Origin of the sequence: Candidatus Planktophila sp. (assembly GCF_036734405.1) — a bacterium.
In the GTDB taxonomy this organism is placed as follows: Bacteria; Actinomycetota; Actinomycetes; order Nanopelagicales; family Nanopelagicaceae; genus Planktophila.
In genome coordinates, this window is sequence record NZ_DAIMYR010000003.1 from 195,096 (window position 1) to 213,253 (window position 18,158).

General features: G+C 46.8%; 15 protein-coding genes. 14 read left to right on the forward strand and 1 reads right to left on the reverse strand.

Annotated elements, in window-relative coordinates; genetic code table 11:
• Nucleotide 1 precedes the first annotated feature (1 nt).
• From murD to AC9UC2_RS05055, 10 genes are all read left to right on the forward strand, one after another.
• Nucleotides 2–1,381 carry a UDP-N-acetylmuramoyl-L-alanine--D-glutamate ligase gene (gene murD, locus AC9UC2_RS05010; RefSeq protein WP_509525958.1) on the forward strand — a complete coding sequence of 460 codons (1,380 nt, stop codon included), beginning with the start codon at nucleotides 2–4 and terminating at the stop codon, nucleotides 1,379–1,381.
• Nucleotides 1,371–2,531, forward strand: a complete 1,161-nt coding sequence (locus AC9UC2_RS05015; protein WP_509525961.1) for an FtsW/RodA/SpoVE family cell cycle protein — start codon at nucleotides 1,371–1,373, stop codon at nucleotides 2,529–2,531. The genes murD and AC9UC2_RS05015 overlap by 11 nt, the downstream gene beginning before the upstream one ends.
• Nucleotides 2,519–3,595: a UDP-N-acetylglucosamine--N-acetylmuramyl-(pentapeptide) pyrophosphoryl-undecaprenol N-acetylglucosamine transferase gene (locus AC9UC2_RS05020; protein WP_509525963.1), complete on the forward strand. Its 1,077-nt coding sequence runs from the start codon at nucleotides 2,519–2,521 to the stop codon at nucleotides 3,593–3,595. The genes AC9UC2_RS05015 and AC9UC2_RS05020 overlap by 13 nt, the downstream gene beginning before the upstream one ends.
• On the forward strand, nucleotides 3,592–4,977 hold the full coding sequence (gene murC, locus AC9UC2_RS05025) for a UDP-N-acetylmuramate--L-alanine ligase (protein WP_509525965.1): 1,386 nt from the start codon (nucleotides 3,592–3,594) through the stop codon (nucleotides 4,975–4,977). Before AC9UC2_RS05020 ends, murC begins: the two co-directional genes overlap by 4 nt.
• Complete coding sequence (locus AC9UC2_RS05030; RefSeq protein WP_509525967.1) at nucleotides 4,978–5,616, forward strand: cell division protein FtsQ/DivIB; 639 nt, start codon at nucleotides 4,978–4,980, stop codon at nucleotides 5,614–5,616.
• A gap of 145 nt (nucleotides 5,617–5,761) precedes the next feature.
• Nucleotides 5,762–6,892, forward strand: a complete 1,131-nt coding sequence (ftsZ, locus tag AC9UC2_RS05035) for a cell division protein FtsZ (protein WP_509525969.1) — start codon at nucleotides 5,762–5,764, stop codon at nucleotides 6,890–6,892.
• A 4-nt stretch (nucleotides 6,893–6,896) separates the two neighbouring features.
• A complete protein-coding gene (pgeF, locus tag AC9UC2_RS05040; protein ID WP_509525971.1) occupies nucleotides 6,897–7,547 on the forward strand; it encodes a peptidoglycan editing factor PgeF in 651 nt (216 codons plus the stop codon).
• Nucleotides 7,544–8,200: a YggS family pyridoxal phosphate enzyme gene (locus AC9UC2_RS05045; RefSeq protein WP_509525974.1), complete on the forward strand. Its 657-nt coding sequence runs from the start codon at nucleotides 7,544–7,546 to the stop codon at nucleotides 8,198–8,200. The genes pgeF and AC9UC2_RS05045 overlap by 4 nt, the downstream gene beginning before the upstream one ends.
• 9 nt (nucleotides 8,201–8,209) lie before the next feature.
• Nucleotides 8,210–8,692, forward strand: a complete 483-nt coding sequence (locus AC9UC2_RS05050; RefSeq protein WP_509525976.1) for a cell division protein SepF — start codon at nucleotides 8,210–8,212, stop codon at nucleotides 8,690–8,692.
• A 2-nt stretch (nucleotides 8,693–8,694) separates the two neighbouring features.
• Entirely contained in the window at nucleotides 8,695–8,979 is a 285-nt protein-coding gene (locus AC9UC2_RS05055; protein WP_509525979.1) for a YggT family protein, read from the forward strand.
• Here AC9UC2_RS05055 and ileS read toward each other — a convergent pair whose 3' ends face one another.
• Nucleotides 8,980–12,090: an isoleucine--tRNA ligase gene (ileS, locus tag AC9UC2_RS05060; protein ID WP_509525982.1), complete on the reverse strand. Its 3,111-nt coding sequence runs from the start codon at nucleotides 12,088–12,090 to the stop codon at nucleotides 8,980–8,982.
• Between the two features lie 270 nt (nucleotides 12,091–12,360).
• Here ileS and AC9UC2_RS05065 point away from each other — a divergent pair, with 270 nt between their 5' ends.
• The 4 genes from AC9UC2_RS05065 to dnaE are packed head-to-tail and all read left to right on the forward strand — an operon-like array spanning nucleotide 12,361 to nucleotide 18,121.
• A complete protein-coding gene (locus AC9UC2_RS05065) occupies nucleotides 12,361–13,179 on the forward strand; it encodes a TraR/DksA family transcriptional regulator (protein WP_509525984.1) in 819 nt (272 codons plus the stop codon).
• Nucleotides 13,180–13,181: 2 nt separating this feature from the next.
• Nucleotides 13,182–13,667, forward strand: coding sequence for a signal peptidase II (gene lspA, locus AC9UC2_RS05070; RefSeq protein WP_509525986.1), 486 nt, complete (start codon nucleotides 13,182–13,184; stop codon nucleotides 13,665–13,667).
• Nucleotides 13,664–14,605 (forward strand): RluA family pseudouridine synthase, encoded by a 942-nt coding sequence (locus AC9UC2_RS05075; protein WP_509525988.1) that lies wholly within the window; start codon nucleotides 13,664–13,666, stop codon nucleotides 14,603–14,605. The genes lspA and AC9UC2_RS05075 overlap by 4 nt, the downstream gene beginning before the upstream one ends.
• Before the next feature lie 18 nt (nucleotides 14,606–14,623).
• Nucleotides 14,624–18,121, forward strand: a complete 3,498-nt coding sequence (gene dnaE, locus AC9UC2_RS05080) for a DNA polymerase III subunit alpha (protein WP_509525991.1) — start codon at nucleotides 14,624–14,626, stop codon at nucleotides 18,119–18,121.
• The last annotated feature ends 37 nt before the right edge of the window (nucleotides 18,122–18,158 follow it).

The window sequence follows — 18,158 nt, forward strand, 5'->3', positions numbered from 1 at the left end:
CATGTCTACCGACTTTGCTGATAAAAAGTTTCTGGTTCTAGGTGCCGGAGTAACTGGAATCTCAGTTGCTCGCTTCTTAAAATCGCAAGGCGCGGCAGTGACACTTACAGATGACAACACAGTTGGTGCCATTAAACCTGAAGCCGTCGATGTGCATGATTTTGATGCGGCAGTGATTTCCCCTGGATGGCGTCAAGATCACCCATTAGTTGTGAAGGTTCTCAATAGTTCGCTAGAACTTTTTAATGAAATTGACATTGCCTGGAACCTTCGTGCAGTGCGCGCACCGCACCAAAAGTGGATTGCAGTTACTGGCACCAATGGCAAGACAACTACAGTTGAAATGACCGCAGCAGTTTTAAAGGCAGCAGGAATCAACTCAACTGCCTGTGGCAATGTGGGTGACACTGTGATTGATGCAATCGATCGAGCTGATGCCTATGATGTTTTGGTTTTGGAACTTTCAAGTTTTCAACTGCACTGGGCCAGACAAGCACAATTTCAGGCTGCTGCAATTTTGAACATTGCTGATGATCACTTGGATTGGCATGGAAGCTTTGATGCCTACGCTGATGCCAAGTTTTCAATTCTAGATCGCACAGATGTTGCAATTCTTAACGCTGATGATGGGGCTGTAGTAACCCGGGCTAATCGCTTTACTGGGCGCAAGGTTTTCTTTTCACTTAACACCCCAGCTCCAGGTGAAATCGGAGTTGTCGAAGAGTTGCTGGTAGATCGCGCTTTTGTTACTGATCCGCAGCAAGCATCAATGATTTGCGAACTAGCCGACGTAGTTCCAATGGTTCCGCACAATGTGTCTAACGCTTTAGCAGCAGCCGGATTGGCACGCGCAATTAATGTTCCTCACGAAGTGATTCGAAAAGCGCTGCAAGCCTTTCGTCCAGGTCGCCACCGCATTGAAACAATTCATGAAGCAGATGGCATTACCTGGGTCGATGATTCCAAGGCCACTAATCCGCATGCAACCGCGGCCTCATTAATGTCGCACCTTTCAGTGGTGTGGATCGCAGGAGGATTGGCAAAAGGTGCGGATATGGATTCGCTGATTGAAAGATGCGCCCCAAGAATTAAGGCAGCAATTCTTGTTGGCCAAGATCGTGGGTTGATTGAAGCCGCTTTGATCAAGTACGCGCCTAATATTCCTAGAGTCCTTATTGATTCTCCAAATGACTACACCCGCGGAGCGGATTCAAATTTATTGATGGAATCAGTTGTTACTGCAGCTTCACAGCACGCAAAGTCAGGGGATGCGGTTTTGTTGGCACCAGCATGCGCATCCATGGATCAATTCCTTTCCTACGCAGATCGCGGAGATAGATTTGCTGCGGCGGTCAGAAAGGTAATTGCTCATGAAGAGTAAGGAAACTCTTTTCACTAAGCCGGTAAATCTTTATTACATGCTGCTGGGGAGCACCTTGGCTTTAAGTCTTTTAGGTTTGATTATGGTTTTTTCTGCTTCATCGATTTATTCATTGGGCTCGCGCGGCACAACGTACGGAGTCGTGATCCGACAATTTCTCTTTCTGCTGATTTCGCTACCAATGGCATGGGTCTTATCGCGGTTGTCACTTCGTCAATGGAAAGTCATCGCACGCTTTGGTGTCTTGATTTCAGTCGTTCTTTTAGTGCTTGTCCAACTTATCGGAAAGAGCGTCAACGGTAATCACAACTGGATCAGTCTTGGAATTGTCGATGTTCAACCCAGTGAGATCGCAAAGTTCTTGATGATTTTGTGGGCAGGACACATGCTGGCAATTCGAGAACGTGCTGGTGCGATTCATAGCAATGTTCTTGTTTTGATTGGGCCAGCCTTCTTGCTGTGCATGGTTTTGGTGATGGCAGGTCGCGACTTGGGCACTGCGTCGGTGTTTGCCTTTATCTTGGCTGGTTTGTTGTGGGTTTCAGGTTTGCGCATCGGCCTATTTGGAATTGGTATAGCTGCAGGTTTGGCAGCACTGGCAGTTTTGATTTTGACATCTCCATATCGCGCAGAACGTTTTGCAGTTTTCCTTAATCCATTTGCTGAAGATCAATACAAATTCTCGGGTTGGCAGCCGGCACATAGTTTGTTGGGCCTAGCCAGTGGTGGCCTTTTCGGTGTGGGTCTTGGCGCAAGTCGCCAAAAATGGGGAAATCTTGCAGAAGCTCACACGGATTTTATATTCTCGGTAATTGGTGAAGAGCTTGGTTTATTTGGAACGTTAGCCACCTTACTTTTGTTAGCTCTGCTGTTGTTTTCAATCTTTAAATTAGCATTACGCGCAAGTGATCCTATGGTGCGATATGTATCTGCAGGTCTTGGTTGTTGGTTTGCAATTCAAATAGTCCTTAACGTCGGTTCTGCGATAAGTGTCTTGCCGGTAGTTGGTGTAACCCTGCCACTTGTTTCTTATGGTGGTTCTGCGTTGGTTGCGACATACATGGGAATCGGGTTTGTTTTAGGTGCAGCGCGTAGAGACCCAGTAATCTATAAAGGATTACAAGAGACGGGAATCAAATGGCTACGGTAGTTCTAGCTGGTGGAGGCACCGCAGGACATATCGAACCGGCACTTGCTGTTGCACGTCAATGGATGAAAACGTATCCGAGCGATACCTGCATTTTTTTGGGAACAAAGAGCGGACTTGAAAACACACTTGTGCCGGCCGCAGGTTTTGAACTACGCGTTATCCCTAAAGTCACAATATCTAGAAAGCCTTCTGCGTCATGGCTACGAATACCATTTGATTTAGTTTCATCAGTGCTTTCAGCAATGAAGGTGGCAAAAAAGGCCGATGTTCTTATTGGTTTTGGCGGTTATGTCAGCGCACCGGCATATTTGGCTGCAACTCTTTCACGTACTCCAATTGTGATTCATGAAGCCAACGCAAAGCCAGGTTGGGCCAATCGACTAGGCGCAGCCTTTACTTCACATCTTGCAGTTGCTCATCCGGTGGAATCAGGAAAGTTTTCAGATGCCCTGCTGGCAGGTTTACCGCTTCGCTCAGATGTTGCCAACGCTTGTGCTGCTTCGGCAAGTAACTGGGCGAGTGCACGAAGGGCTGCCAAGTCGCGCTTGGGCTTTCCTGCAGATCGGCCACTTGTTTTCATTATGGGCGGTTCTCAAGGTTCAATGGCAATAAATGCAATTGTCAGTAACAGCGTTGCAATATTTAATCAAAAGGAAATCTCAGTACTTCACTCAGTTGGAAAACTTAATGCCTTGCCAGAGTCACAAGGTGGCTACAAGCCAGTTGCCTATGTTGATGCAATGGCAGATGCCTATTTAGCAGCTGATTTAATTATTGCCCGAAGCGGCGCGGTGACCTGTAGCGAATTTAGGGCTTTGGGTCGATACGCTCTTTTTGTGCCGCTGCCCATTGGAAATGGAGAACAGTTCGTCAACGCTGCATCATTGGTCGCAGAAGGTCGGGCTGAAGTCATCACTCAAAAAGAGTTCACTGCGGAATTTATTGCTGCCCATGTCGATAGATTGTTAGTCGCTGCCGCTAACGCGCCAATTGATGGAGATGATCAAGACCTTGACGCCGCACAAAAAATTGTTGCCCTGACCGAGTTTGCCTTGAAATCATGAAGCCACAACTGACATCACTTATCGGTAAGCGTGTGCATTTCATCGGAATCGGTGGAGCTGGCATGAGCGGTCTGGCGCGAATCGCTTTGTCTCACGGAATAACTGTCAGCGGCTCAGATGCTAAAGATTCCTCTGTCGTAACCGCCTTGTCTGCACTCGGTGCAACGGTTTCGACATCACATAGCGCAGAAAATGTTGATGGTTCTGATCTTGTGGTGTATTCAAATGCAATTTCAGATTCCAATTCAGAACGTTTACGTGCCCTGGAGTTAAAACTTCCTATTTTGACGAGAGCAGGCGCGTTATCGGTTTTGATGTCGCTATCAAAGAGTGTTGCCGTTGCTGGTACTCATGGCAAGACAACTACTTCATCGATGCTTGCTGTCGCGCTGCAAGCATGTGGGGCAGATCCATCCTTTGCTATCGGCGGAACAATTACCGCTTCCGGATCAAATGCCCATCGTGGAACGGGTGAAATCTTTGTTGCAGAAGCCGATGAATCTGATGGTTCCTTCATTGAATATCACCCATTTGCTGCCATAGTTACAAATGTTGAACATGATCATGTTGATTTCTTTGAAACCGCCGAATCAGTTGCCCAAGCCTTTAGAGATTTTGCCGCCACCATTCAAAGCGGCGGATTCCTTACTTACTGCGCAGATGATGTAGGCGCAGTTGCACTGGCTGACACCCTTTCTTCAATCGAATTGATTTCCTACGGCGTCAATGAAACTGCCGATTTACACATTGATCAGATAGAACTGCTCACTATGGGCTCGCGCGCTAGAGCGATTTGGAAGGGTAAGAGCGTTGGTCACATCGAACTGCAAGTACCCGGCCATCACAATTTATTAAATGCGGCCGGCGTTTTAGCAACAGGTTTAAAACTGGGCTTCCCGCCAGCAGAGCTATTGACTGGTTTGGGAAGCTTTAGAGGGACAGGTCGTAGATTTGAAGTAAAGGGAACTGTTCACGGTATCCGAGTGATCGATGATTATGGCCATCATCCGACTGAAATACATGTGACCCTTGAAGCCGCGCGACGTTTTGCAGATGCTGGCCGATTAATCGTAATTTTCCAGCCACATCGCTACTCCAGGACTAAAGCATTTGCCGAGCAGTTTGCCGCCGAATTAAATGTTGCTGACCGAGCAATTCTGCTTGAAGTGTATGCAGCAAGTGAAAAGCCAATCGAAGGCGTTAACTCGAAGATTATTGCCTCAAAGATGACCAAGGGTGAATACATCCCTAACTTTGTAGAGGTAACAGATTCAGTTATCGCAGATGCCCAACCTGGTGATGTCATAATGACGTTAGGTGCGGGAGATGTGAGTTCGCTAGCCCCAATCATTGTTGAAGGCTTAACAAGGCGTTTTGCTTAAATGAAGCGCTCTTTGATTGCTGCGATAGTCATAGCTCTACTGGCGGGATCCACCTATGTGTTGGGCTATTCAACTTTATTCACAGTTTCGTCAGTAGAAGTAATTGGCAGTACCAAACCTTTGAGTACGGGAATTATCAAGGGGCAGAAGTTGGCACGAGTTGAACCACGAGCGATAGCCACTCAATTGGAAAAACTTGATTGGGTTAAGTCAGCTGACGTTTCACGTAACTGGATCAATGGGAAAGTTGTAGTGGAACTTACATCGCGCACTCCTATCGCAACTTTTGAAAATCAAGTTATCGACTCAACCGCTGCAAGTTTTGTGCCACAAGGCAACCGGCCAGAGGGATTGATTCAGATTGAAGCGGCAAATCTTGAAGATGCTAAAAAGGCTGTTAACTTCTTAACGCAATTACCTGATGAGCTCAAGTCATCCTTGACGGTTGTTAAGGTTCGCAGAACTGGGGCCCTGGTTTTGTTAACCCAAAACAATGGCAAAGATATTCAAATTCGATGGGGAAGTGACTCAGAAAATGAGTTAAAACTAAAGGTTTATAGGGCCCTGATTGCGCTTCCGGAAAATGCAGACATTAAGAGGGTCGATGTTTCGGCACCACGTGCACCAATCGTTAAGTGATTTTTTAAAAACCAATTTTTGCGACACGTTAATCAATTCATGTCGGTGTTTGATAATCACCCTCATGCACTTTAAGTTCGCCTTATCGAAAAGTAGTGAATTGTAAGCCTCAACTTGAGGTTTATGGTTCATAAGGAGGATTAACGTGGCTTCACCACAGAATTATTTAGCGGTCATCAAAGTCGTCGGCATTGGTGGCGGTGGAGTTAACGCTATTAATCGAATGATCGATGTCGGTTTAAAGGGCGTCGAGTTCATTGCGATAAACACAGATGCACAACATTTGCTAATGAGTGATGCAGATGTGAAATTAGATATTGGTCGTAAGACAACGCGCGGTCTTGGTGCGGGAATGGATCCAGACAAGGGACGCGAAGCTGCACTAGATCATGCAGATGACATTGAAGAAATTTTGCGCGGTGCAGATATGGTTTTTGTAACTGCAGGTGAAGGTGGCGGAACAGGAACAGGTGCAGCACCTGTTGTTGCAAAGATTGCAAAAGATATTGGTGCCTTAACTATTGGTGTAGTAACCCGACCATTTTCTTTTGAAGCAAAACTTCGTTCAGCGCAAGCAGATGTTGGTATTGAAGCTTTGCGTGCAGAAGTAGATACATTAATTGTTATTCCTAATGATCGCTTGCTTGCAATTTCAGATCGCACAATTACTTTGGCCGATGCATTCAAGAGTGCAGATCAAGTATTGCTTTCTGGCGTGCAGGGAATCACTGAGATCATTACCCAACCTGGTTTGATTAACTTGGACTTTGCAGATGTTAAGGCTGTTATGTCTGGAGCAGGTTCGGCGTTGATGGGTATTGGTTCTGCCCGTGGCGAAAATCGTGCACTTCGTGCAGCCGAACTAGCGATTTCAAGTCCACTCCTTGAAGCCTCAATTGATGGAGCTATGGGAGTACTTCTTTCAGTCTCTGGCGGATCAGATCTAGGTCTCTTTGAAGTTAATGAAGCGTGCGAGCTGGTTCAGTCAGCGGTTCATCCAAACGCTAAGTTCATTTTCGGAACAACAATTGATGATGCACTAGGTGACGAGGTTCGCATCACCGTTGTAGCTGCAGGATTTGAAGGTGGAGCACCAAAGAAGGTAGCCACACCCGTAATCGATGCAGCAACCCTGGGCGGCGTGGCCGATCCAATTGCTTCAAATGATCCGCTTTCTGTCGCACTCGATCTAGGCAATGAAACTCCAAAGCGTCGCGTGACCTTTGAAGAGTTAGTTGCAGAGGACGAAATCGACGTGCCTGACTTCATGAAGTAAGGCTTTGCCTCACTTCTTTACCGATCGACGCGGAGGCGAAAGCCTTGGCGTCTATGAATCATTGAATTTAGCGCTGCATGTTGGTGACGATCCAGTAATAGTTGATTCCAATCGAAAAAAGATTGGCGCGGCGCAGTTCATGAATCAAGTTCATGGTGACCACATTGAAGTGGTGGAAACGATTACGGCGCAGAAACTTACATGTGATGGTTTGATCACCACCACACCAAATCTTTCTTTGGCAGTCATGGTTGCCGATTGCATTCCTTTGCTGCTGGTTTCCAAAGAAGTTGTCGGTGCAATTCATGTTGGCCGGGCAGGGTTGGTCAAACGCATTGCGATTAAGGCCATACACACAATGAGATCACTTGGTGCAATAGAACTTCATGCCATTTTAGGGCCGTCAATTTGTGGCAGTTGTTATGAAGTGCCTTTTGCGATGCAGCAAGATGTAATTGCCGAACACCCTCGTGCATTTGCGACGACTCGAAAAGGAACTCCTGGACTAGATCTACCGAAAGCATTGATTGCAGATTTAGTAGCAGTGGGTGTTTCATATGAAGCTTCGACGGTCTGCACCTTTGAAGATGAGCTGTATTTTTCTCATCGTCGCCAAAATCCAACGGGAAGATTTGCTGGGGTAGTTGCACTATGAGTCGAAAAGAAGAAATTGCACACAACCTTGAAACGGTTCGTGCAAACATTGCAGCCGTTGCCGCCCATCCAGTTACCTTGATCGCCGTTACTAAGACCTTTCCGGCTAGTGATGTTCAGATTCTCAAAGAGTTAGGAGTCAAAGATTTTGGTGAAAACCGGGACTCTGAAGGCGTAGAAAAGTCTGCAGTTGTGCCGGGTACTTGGCACTTTCAAGGACAAATTCAGAGCAATAAATTAAAGTCGATAACATCCTGGGCCTCGGTGATTCACTCATTAGATGATCCCCGCCATTTTGAAATTATTAAAAAAGTTGCGCCACATCCCTTAAGTATTTTTCTGCAGGTTTCCCTGGATGGGGCCCACAATCGAGGGGGAGCAGGGGTAGATCAGCTATACCGTTTGGCCGAATTAGTGTCGGAATCAAAGGTTCATACCTTGGTGGGCCTGATGTCCGTCCCGCCGGTAGAAATGGATCCGGATAAGGCATATTCGCAATTAGCAGTGATTCGTAATGAGTTTTTACTCAGATTTCCTAAGGCGGATTCTTTATCTGCGGGGATGAGTGGTGATTACCAATCAGCTATTTCACATGGTGCGACACATGCGCGCGTAGGCTCATCAATCCTCGGTTCTCGCTCACCCCACAGGTAACCTTTAACCATGTCTAACGCAATGCGCCGTGTCGCTAATTACCTTGGCTTGATGGATGATCCTGAATTTGATACTCCACAAGCAGCAACTACTAGTACTCCAGCAATCGCATCAACAGGAGATGTTCGCATTAAAACTCGCGAACCACGTTCTGTTGGTTCATTGCGTCACTCATCAGTTGTAGAGATTGCACCACAGCTTGATCTTCCAGCGATGGATCGCATCGTTACTTTGCATCCACGTTATTACAACGAGGCTCGTACGATCGGTGAGCATTTCCGTCAAGGAAATCCAGTGATCATCAACCTGACTGAAATGGATGAATCAGAGCACAAGCGTTTAGTTGATTTTGCAAGTGGTCTAGCTTTTGGTTTACACGGAACTATTGAACGTGTAACAAAGAAGGTGTTCCTGCTTTCGCCTGCAAATGTTTCAGTTAGCTCTGAAGATAAGTCTGCAGCTGCTCAAGCAAGTTTCTTTAACCAGAGCTGATCATGTTGAACGTGGGCTCACTGCTTGCCAGTGTTCTTCAAATCTTTCTGCTGGCACTTTTGGGGCGTTTGATTTTTGATTACGTCCAAATGTTTTCCAGAAGCTGGCGCCCTAAAGGCATCCTGCTTTACTTCGTAGAGGCTATCTACACAATTACTGATCCACCGATGAAGTTTGTTGGTCGTTTCGTGCCACCACTTCGCTTAGGTGCAATCAGTTTGGACATGAGTTTCATCGTGCTCTTCTTCGGAACACAATTGCTAATGGGGCTACTGCGCGGTCTGTAGTTATTGCTTAACTAGCACGACCTCAACACCAATCTCTGAATCCGTGATTGCTAAACCAGGATCACGTGTCATGGATAGCGCTAGAACTTCATCGCCAATATGACCCAGATCAGTTTCGATTGCCGCTGCCATTTCATCAGTGGCATTCCAGGTCACGTTTATACGATCTGAAATTTCCAGCCCATCACTCTTTCGACGCTCCTGGATAAATCTAATTACCTCACGCACATTTCCGGCCGCAATCAGCGCAGGGGTGAGCTCTAGATCCAGCGCAACGCTTTCGCCATCGTGTGAAGAAACGCTCCAACCACTCTTTGGAACTTCGGTAACGACTAGATCATCCAGCGCGATTTCCCAGGTACCAACAGTTGTTGTTCCGGCTGAACGTAGCGTCTTAACTAACGAAGTTGCATCGGTTGCGGCAATGGCTTTTGCGATTTCCTGCACCGCTCCGCCAAATTTTGCACCAAGTGATTTGAAGTTAGCTTTGACGCTGATATCGACAAGGTCGCCATCGGCGGTTGCAATGTCTTGCAAGGTTTGTACATTCAATTCATCGGCAATTTGCTCACGCATAGCCTCAGGCAAAGTTGCCCAGCCACTTGCAGCAATAAGTGCGCGACCTAACGGCTGACGGATTTTGATTCCTGATTCGGCGCGAGTTGCTCGACCTAATTCAACAATTCTTCGGGTCAAGGCAACTTGTGATCCTAACTCTGAATCAATTGCGGCTTCATTGACCAAAGGCCAGTTGGAAAGATGAACCGATGCTGGTTGTGTTGCATCAGCAGGAAGAACCAACTCTTGCCAAACTTGCTCAGTAATAAATGGAACTAGGGGAGCAAGCAGCTGGGTAAGTGTCACTAAGCATTCATGCAATGTGCCAAGGGCGGCCGTATCACCATCCCAGAAACGTCGACGAGATCGTCGCACATACCAGTTAGATAAATCATCAATAAATCGCGCAAGTGCGCGACCTGCAATTTGTGAATCAAAGTCTTCTAGCGCCGCGTCAACTTCCTTTACCAAGATGTTCAGCTCAGAGATGATCCAACGATCCATAAGTGGACGCTGCGATAGGGCTGGGGTTTGGGAAATTTCAAAGTTTGATGCATTGGCATAAAGCGCATGGAAAGAAACAGTGTTCCAGTAGGTCAACAAAGTCTTACGAACAACCTCATTGATACTGTCATGGCCAACACGACGTGCAGCCCATGGAGAACCTGCAGCCAACATGTACCAACGAATCGCATCAGCGCCATGTTGATCCATCAACGCCATTGGCTCTAGAACATTTCCAAGATGTTTACTCATTTTGCGCCCATCTTTATCCAAGATATGGCCCAGACACAGAACTGTTTTATATGAAGATTTATCAAAGACCAATGTTCCGATAGTCATCAAGGTATAGAACCAGCCGCGAGTTTGATCAATCGCTTCACAAATGAAGTCGGCAGGGTATGAAGCCTTGAACTTTTCTACTGAACCTTCCTTGTGCGGGTAACCCCATTGCGCAAAAGGCATCGCACCTGAGTCATACCAGCAGTCAATAACTTCAGGGACGCGTGTCATAGTCGATGAGCACTCTGCGCAAGCAAAAGTGATGTCATCAACAAATGGACGATGTGGATCCAGACTAGAAAGCTCTTGGCCTGCCAAAGCGCCAAGTTCCTTCAGCGAATCAACACAAATCTCGTGCTTGTTTTCGCAGCGCCAAATTGGCAAAGGCGTTCCCCAGTAGCGATTACGAGAAAGCGCCCAGTCAATATTGTTATTGAGCCAATCGCCATAACGACCTTCTTTGATTGTCTCTGGATGCCAATCCGTTGCCGCGTTTTCGCGAAGCAGAGCATCCTTAATTGAAGTAGTGCGGATGTACCACGATGGTTGCGCGTAATACATCAGCGCAGTGTGGCAACGCCAGCAGTGCGGATACGAGTGCTCATATTGTTGATGCTTGTATAAAGCACCACTTGCCTTTAACTCTTTGACTAGCGGCTTGTCGGCATCTTTGAAAAAGATTCCACCAACAACGGCCACCTCAGCCAAGAAGTGACCATCAGGTGCAATTGGATTTACAACTGGCAGGCCGTAGCTACGGCAAACCGCTAAGTCATCTGCGCCAAAAGCCGGGGCTTGGTGTACTAATCCTGACCCATCTTCAGTTGTTACATAGGTCGCAAGAACAACAAAGTGAGCATCTGGAATCTCAATGTAATCAAATGGTCGCTTATAGGTGGTGCGTTCCAACGCTTTACCCAGCATGGTTTTCAGAATCTTCTTTTCACCCTTGACCGCTTCAATTAAATTCTTAGCCACAACTAAAACTTCAGTTGTTTCTTCATGGGTAACTTCGACCGCTACATATTCAACATCTGGGTGAACCGCAATCGCCGTGTTTGAAACTAAAGTCCATGGGGTAGTAGTCCACACCAATAACGATGCATTGAGTTGAGCTAGCTCACCTGAAGTAACCGGAAAGCGAACAAAGACCGATGGATCCGTAACTGTTTCATATCCTTGGGCTAATTCGTGATCTGATAATCCAGTTCCGCAGCGCGGGCAATATGGTGCCACGCGATGGTCTTGCACAAGCAAACCCTTTTTCCAGATTTCCTTAAGTGACCACCAGACTGATTCCACATATTCAGGAGACATAGTCCAATACGCTTCATCAAAATCAACCCAGAAACCCATGCGATCTGTCATGTCGGTAAATGCACTTACGTGACGCTGAACAGATTCACGACACTTGTCATTAAATGGCGCGATACCAAATTTTTCAATATCGCCTTTTCCAGAAAAACCAAGCTCTTTTTCTACAGCGATTTCAACTGGCAAACCGTGACAATCCCAACCCGCTTTACGAGTTACTTGCTTGCCTTTCATTGTGTGAAAACGTGGAAACAAATCCTTAAATACGCGGGCTTCAATGTGGTGGGTTCCAGGCATGCCATTTGCTGTTGGGGGACCTTCATAAAAAGTCCACGCTGGTGCACCTTCACGTGCTGCAACAGTCTTTTCAAAGATTGAGTTTTCGCGCCAGAACTTCAGGATTGAATGTTCGACGGCAGGCAGATCAACAGCTGCTGGAATGGCGCGAAATGACATAAAAAAATCCTCCAGAAAACAAACTCTGGAGGGACGATCGCTGCGTTCACAGCTTTCGCGGTACCACCCGCCTTGCACACTGTGGTGTGCCACTTGTAATCCCGCGTGCCGGTTCTACATGGACCAAGGCCCATTTCTTCCTGCCAGCTCGTGAGGTGATAGCCCCGTCAACGCCCTTTACGCGAGGTTCTAAGTGTAGTTGATTGATTCGTTAAAAATTCACCGTGGCGAACTTGGTCAGGGCGGGTGCGAAGGCATAAGGTTCGCGACATGCCTAAGAAGCCTGTAAAGAAAGTAGTCGCTAAGAAGGCGGCTGCTAAGAAGGCTCCAGCAAAGAAGGTTGCCAAGAAAGCCACTGCGAAGAAGGCTCCAGCGAAGAAGGCTCCAGCAAAGAAGGTTGCCAAGAAAGCAGCACCTGCTAAAAAAGCGGTAGCAAAAAAAGTTGCTAAGAAAGCAGCTCCAGCAAAAAAGGCAGCGGTAAAGAGCATTCCCGTAAAGAAAGCTCCAGGAAAGCCATTTCCATCCAAGACCACTCTGACGGTCGATGAGAAATCCCAAACAGTTTCAGTCTCAACAATTACTGCACCCGTTGTAGCACCGGTTGTAGAAGAGCGTCGTTTAGTGATGCCGCCTCCACCACGTCCGGTAAAGAGTGGCAAGAAGATCGCACCGCTAAAGCCAATCAAAGTCGCACCTACGCCGGTTGTTGTCAGCGAGAACGAATCTCCATGGACTGCTGCCGAAATCAAAGCGATTAAAGGTGAAATTTCAAAGGAGTTAGATCGTTTGCGCAGCGAACTTGCAGTTGTTGAGCAAGAGATGGATGCATTGATTCAAGAATCTGGCGAAGGCGCTGGCGATGATCAAGCCGATGCTGGAACCAAGACTTTTGAACGCGAGCATGAAATGTCACTTGTGATTAACGCGCGCGACATGGTTTTGCAGACTGAACGAGCACTTGAGCGAATTGAAAACAAGACATACGGAAATTGTGAAGAGTGTGGCTCACCAATCGGTAAGGCTCGCTTACAAGTATTTCCTCGCGCAACTCTCTGCATGCTGTGCAAGCAGAAGGAAGAACGGCGCTAACGGTGCGCACGTGGCGCACACTCTTTAGTGTTGCCTGGGCAGTTTGGATTCTTGATTTAGCAACCAAGATCTGGGCGGTCAATAATCTTTCCTATAAATCAAATATCAAAGTAATTGGTGAGTTCTTACAACTTACCTTTGTTCGAAACCCTGGGGCTGCTTTTTCTTTTGCCGCAGGTGCAACGATATTTTTATCACTCTTTAGTTTGGTGGTGATGATCGTAGTTTTGTATTACTCGCCAAAAATTACTTCCCGTGGGTGGGCAGTGGTTTTGGGATTAGTTTTAGGCGGAATCTTGGGAAACATGGTCGATCGCATCTTCCGCGAGCCCGGCATCTTGCGAGGTCATGTAATTGATTGGTTGCAACTTCCCAATTGGCCAGTGTTTAACATCGCTGACATGGCAATAGTTTCTGCTGCTCTGCTTTCTATGGTTTTAACCGTGAGAAACATCCCGCCCATAACAAAGGTAGGCTCACAGCTATGAGTAACCGCGAATTGCGCACCTTGTCGGTGCCAGAAGGAGTCGCGGGAGAGCGCATTGATAGCGCGCTAACTCGTGTGCTGGGTCTATCCCGAACCGCTGTTGTAAAGCTGCTAGAAGATGGAGACATCACAACTGGCGGTAAAGCGATGCCTAAGTCTGATCGTGTGACAGCGGGTCAAGTTATTGATGTCTTAATGCCTGCGCCAGTTAATACCGATCCAATTCCGCTGACACCTTTAGAGGGTCTGACGATTGTTTACGATGATCAAGACATTGTTGTTATAGATAAACCAATTGGATGTGCGGCGCACCCAAGTCCAGGGTGGACAGGTCCAACAGTTGTTGGAGCGTTGATGGCGGCTGGTTATTCGGTCAGCACTTCTGGTCCAGCAGAACGTCAGGGAATTGTTCATAGATTAGATGTCGGCACCAGCGGATTAATGATCGTGGCAAAAAGTGATACCGCTTTTCATGTTTTGAAAGATGCATTTCGCAATCGCACCGTTGAAAAGATTTATCATGCGATGGTGCAAGGTCATTTGGATCCGACAACTGGAACAATTGATGCACCGATTGATCGACATCCCAAGGAAGATCATCGCTTTGCAGTAGTTGCAACTGGAAAAGAATCAATTACTCATTACGAAGTAATTGAATTTTATCGCGGGGTATCCATGGTGAAAGTGGAACTTGAAACTGGTCGCACACACCAAATCCGTGTTCACTTTTCAGCACTGCACCACCCGCTTGTTGGCGACACAACATATGGAGCCGATCCTGTTTTGGCCAAAAGTTTGCAAATGTCTAGACCGTGGCTCCACGCAGCAGAACTTCGCTTTGCTCACCCTGTTACAGGCCAAGTTTTGCACTTCAACGCCCCATATCCTGCCGATCTCACACGCTCGCTGGCGTTGCTTTCCGACGCCGTTCTGCCGTAGCCACTAATCTCGCCAATCATGCCTAAAGACAATTTCGTTCATCTTCACGTCCATACCGAGTATTCGATGCTCGATGGTGCTGCGCGCGTTGGCGATTTAATGTCTGAAGTCAAAGCCCAGGGCATGCCGGCAATTGCAATGACAGATCACGGAAATGTTTTTGGTGCTTTTGAATTTTATAAAGCGGCCAAAAATGCCGATGTAAAGCCAATCATTGGTATTGAAGCCTACGTTGCACCGGAATCACGTTTTGATAAGAAGCGTGTCCAGTGGGCAGATGGCGGAGAAGATGATGTCTCTGGTGGTGGCGCATATACCCACATGACAATCTTGGCCGAAAACAATGAAGGGCTAGGCAATCTTTTTAGGTTGTCATCACTTGCATCTCTTGAAGGTTATTACTACAAGCCTCGTATGGATCGCGAACTTCTTGCACAGTATTCAAGGGGCTTGATCGCAACAACTGGGTGCCCAGGTGGAGAAATTCAAACTCGTTTGCGCATGGGTGCTTACAAAGAAGCGATCAAGGCAGCAAGTGCTTATCGAGACATTTTCGGGAAAGAGAATTTTTTCCTTGAAGTAATGGATCACGGAATTGAAATCGAATCCCGGGTTAAAGCTGATCTGATGAAGTTGGGTAAAGAACTTGGACTACCTCTTCTTGCAACTAACGATCTGCACTACACACGCCAAGCCGATGCTGGTGCACATGAAGCGCTGCTCTGCGTTCAGTCTGGCTCAACTTTGGCAGATCCAAAGCGATTTAAATTTGATAATGACTCTTTCTATGTGAAGACCGCCGCACAAATGCGCGAACTCTTTAAGGATATTCCTGAAAGTTGCGATAACACTTTGTTGATCGCAGAGCGCTGCAACATTACTTTGCGAGAGGGAGAAAATCTGCTTCCTCAATTCGAAGTTCCTGCCGGAGAAACCGAAGATTCCTGGTTGAAAAAAGAGGCAGAGCGGGGATTAACAGAGCGTCTGGGAGCTCGCATTACTCCAGAACATGTTGAGCGTTTGAAGTATGAACTTGGCGTTATGGAGAAAATGGGTTTTCCTGGCTACTTCCTTGTAGTTGCAGACCTAGTTGGTCACGCTAAAAAAGTTGGTATTCGTGTTGGTCCAGGTCGCGGATCTGCAGCAGGTTCACTTGTTGCCTACTCATTGGGAATTACCGGACTTGATCCACTCGAGCATGGTTTGTTGTTTGAGCGCTTTCTAAATCCAGAACGTATTTCTATGCCTGATATCGACTTGGACTTCGATGAACGCCGACGCAGCGAAATGATTCGATATGCAACCAATAAATATGGTGAAGATCGCGTTGCTCAGATCATCACTTACGGAACGATTAAATCTAAGCAAGCGATTAAGGATTCGACCCGAGTTCTTGGTTATCCCTACGTTGTTGGTGAAAAGCTGACTAAAGCGCTTCCACCATCGGTTATGGGTAAGGACATTTCGCTCAGCGGAGTTTTTGATCCAAAAGATGATCGCTATGGCGAAGCCGGCGAATTCCGTTCGCTATATAACGCAGATCCAGATTCAAAACGCGTTGTAGATACTGCACGAGGTCTTGAAGGATTGAAGCGCCAATGGGGTGTGCATGCGGCCGGTGTGATTCTTTCCAGAGAACCGTTGCTAGATGTAATTCCAATTCATCGTCGCGAAGCAGATGGAGCGATCATTACCCAATTTGATATGGGTGCATGCGAAGCAACTGGCCTGCTCAAGATGGACTTTTTGGGGCTGCGAAACCTTTCGGTACTTGATGATTGCTTGCTCAACATTAAAGCGAACCAAGGTAAAGATGTTGTGCTTGAAGATTTAACTCTTGATGATCCGAAAACTTATGAACTCTTAAGTCGCGGCGATACTTTGGGCGTATTCCAGCTCGACGGTGGGCCAATGCGCGCGCTGCTAAAGAGCATGTCGCCAGATTCATTTGAAGATATTTCGGCAGTTATCGCGCTGTATCGCCCAGGTCCAATGGGTGAAAATGCGCACAACAACTATGCAGATCGTAAGAATGGTCGAAAGCCCGTAGAACCTATTCACCCAGAACTATCTGTTCCGCTGCATGAAATCTTGGGTGATACCTACGGCTTAATTGTTTATCAAGAGCAAGTTATGGCGATTGCACAAAAGGTTGCGGGCTTTACTTTGGGTCGCGCAGATCTTTTGCGAAAAGCGATGGGTAAGAAGAACAAAGAAATTCTGGATAAAGAGTACGTTCCTTTTGAAGCAGGTATGAAGGAAAACGGTTTCTCGACAGCTGCAATCAAACGTTTATGGGAAGTTTTGATTCCCTTCTCTGACTATGCCTTTAACCGTGCTCACTCTGCAGGTTACGGTGTCGTTTCCTACTGGACTGCATATCTGAAGGCTAATTACCCAACTGAATACATGGCAGCGCTTTTGACTTCTGTGCGAGATGACAAAGATAAGTCAGCGTTATATTTATCAGAATGTCGTCGCATGGGAATTAAGGTTTTGCCACCTGATGTCAACGAATCAGATGCTGAATACACCCCACGAGGTGTAGATATTCGTTTCGGTTTAGCTGCGATTCGAAATGTTGGAGAAGGCGTCGTTGCATCAATCAAGAATGCGCGTGATTCAAAAGGCCGCTACACATCCTTCGGAGATTTCCTTGCCAAGGTTGATGCCCAAGTGTGCAATAAAAAGACAATTGAATCCCTTATCAAAGCTGGAGCTTTTGGTTCGCTGGGTTCCACACGTAAGGGATTAATTGCCGTCCACCTTGAAGCAATTGACTCTGTTATCGAATCAAAGCGAGCCGAAGCAATTGGTCAGTTTGATCTCTTCGGGGGAGAAGCGGTTACTGCGGTTTCTGGTTTAGATATTGAAGTACCAACTGGCGAGTGGGATAAAGCGATGTTGCTTTCTTACGAGCGTGAGATGTTGGGACTGTATGTCTCTGATCATCCTTTGCTCGGCGTTGAACATGTTTTGCGTTCCAATACAGATATGTCAATTAGCGAACTTGCTGATCATGGCGCACAACATGAATCAATCGTGACTATCGGTGGCTTGATTACAAGTGTTACGCGCAAGGTTTCACGACAAGGTGCATCATGGGCGGTAGTTACTGTTGAAGATTTAGAGGGTGCGCTAGAAGTGCTCTTCTTTGCAAATACTTATAACCAATATTCAATGTCTTTGACTGAAGATCGAATCGTCACAATTAGAGGCCGAGTAGATCGTCGTGAAGATGCTTTGCGATTTACCGCACTCGAAATGTCTATGCCAGATATAAGTGCCGGCCCAACTGGCCCACTGATTATTTCGCTTCCGATACAGCAGTGCACGCCACCGGTTGTCGATCGAATAAAAGAGATTTTGCGATCACATCCGGGAAAGCGCGAAGTTCATTTGCAGCTGGTAGACAATGGAAGTAGCACTGTGATGAAGGTTGATGCATTGATCACATCTTCACCAAGCCTGAGCGCTGATTTGAAATCAATTCTTGGGCCTAACTGCCTGGTTTAAATTAATGGGCATCCCCTGCCGCCTTGCCGTTATAATT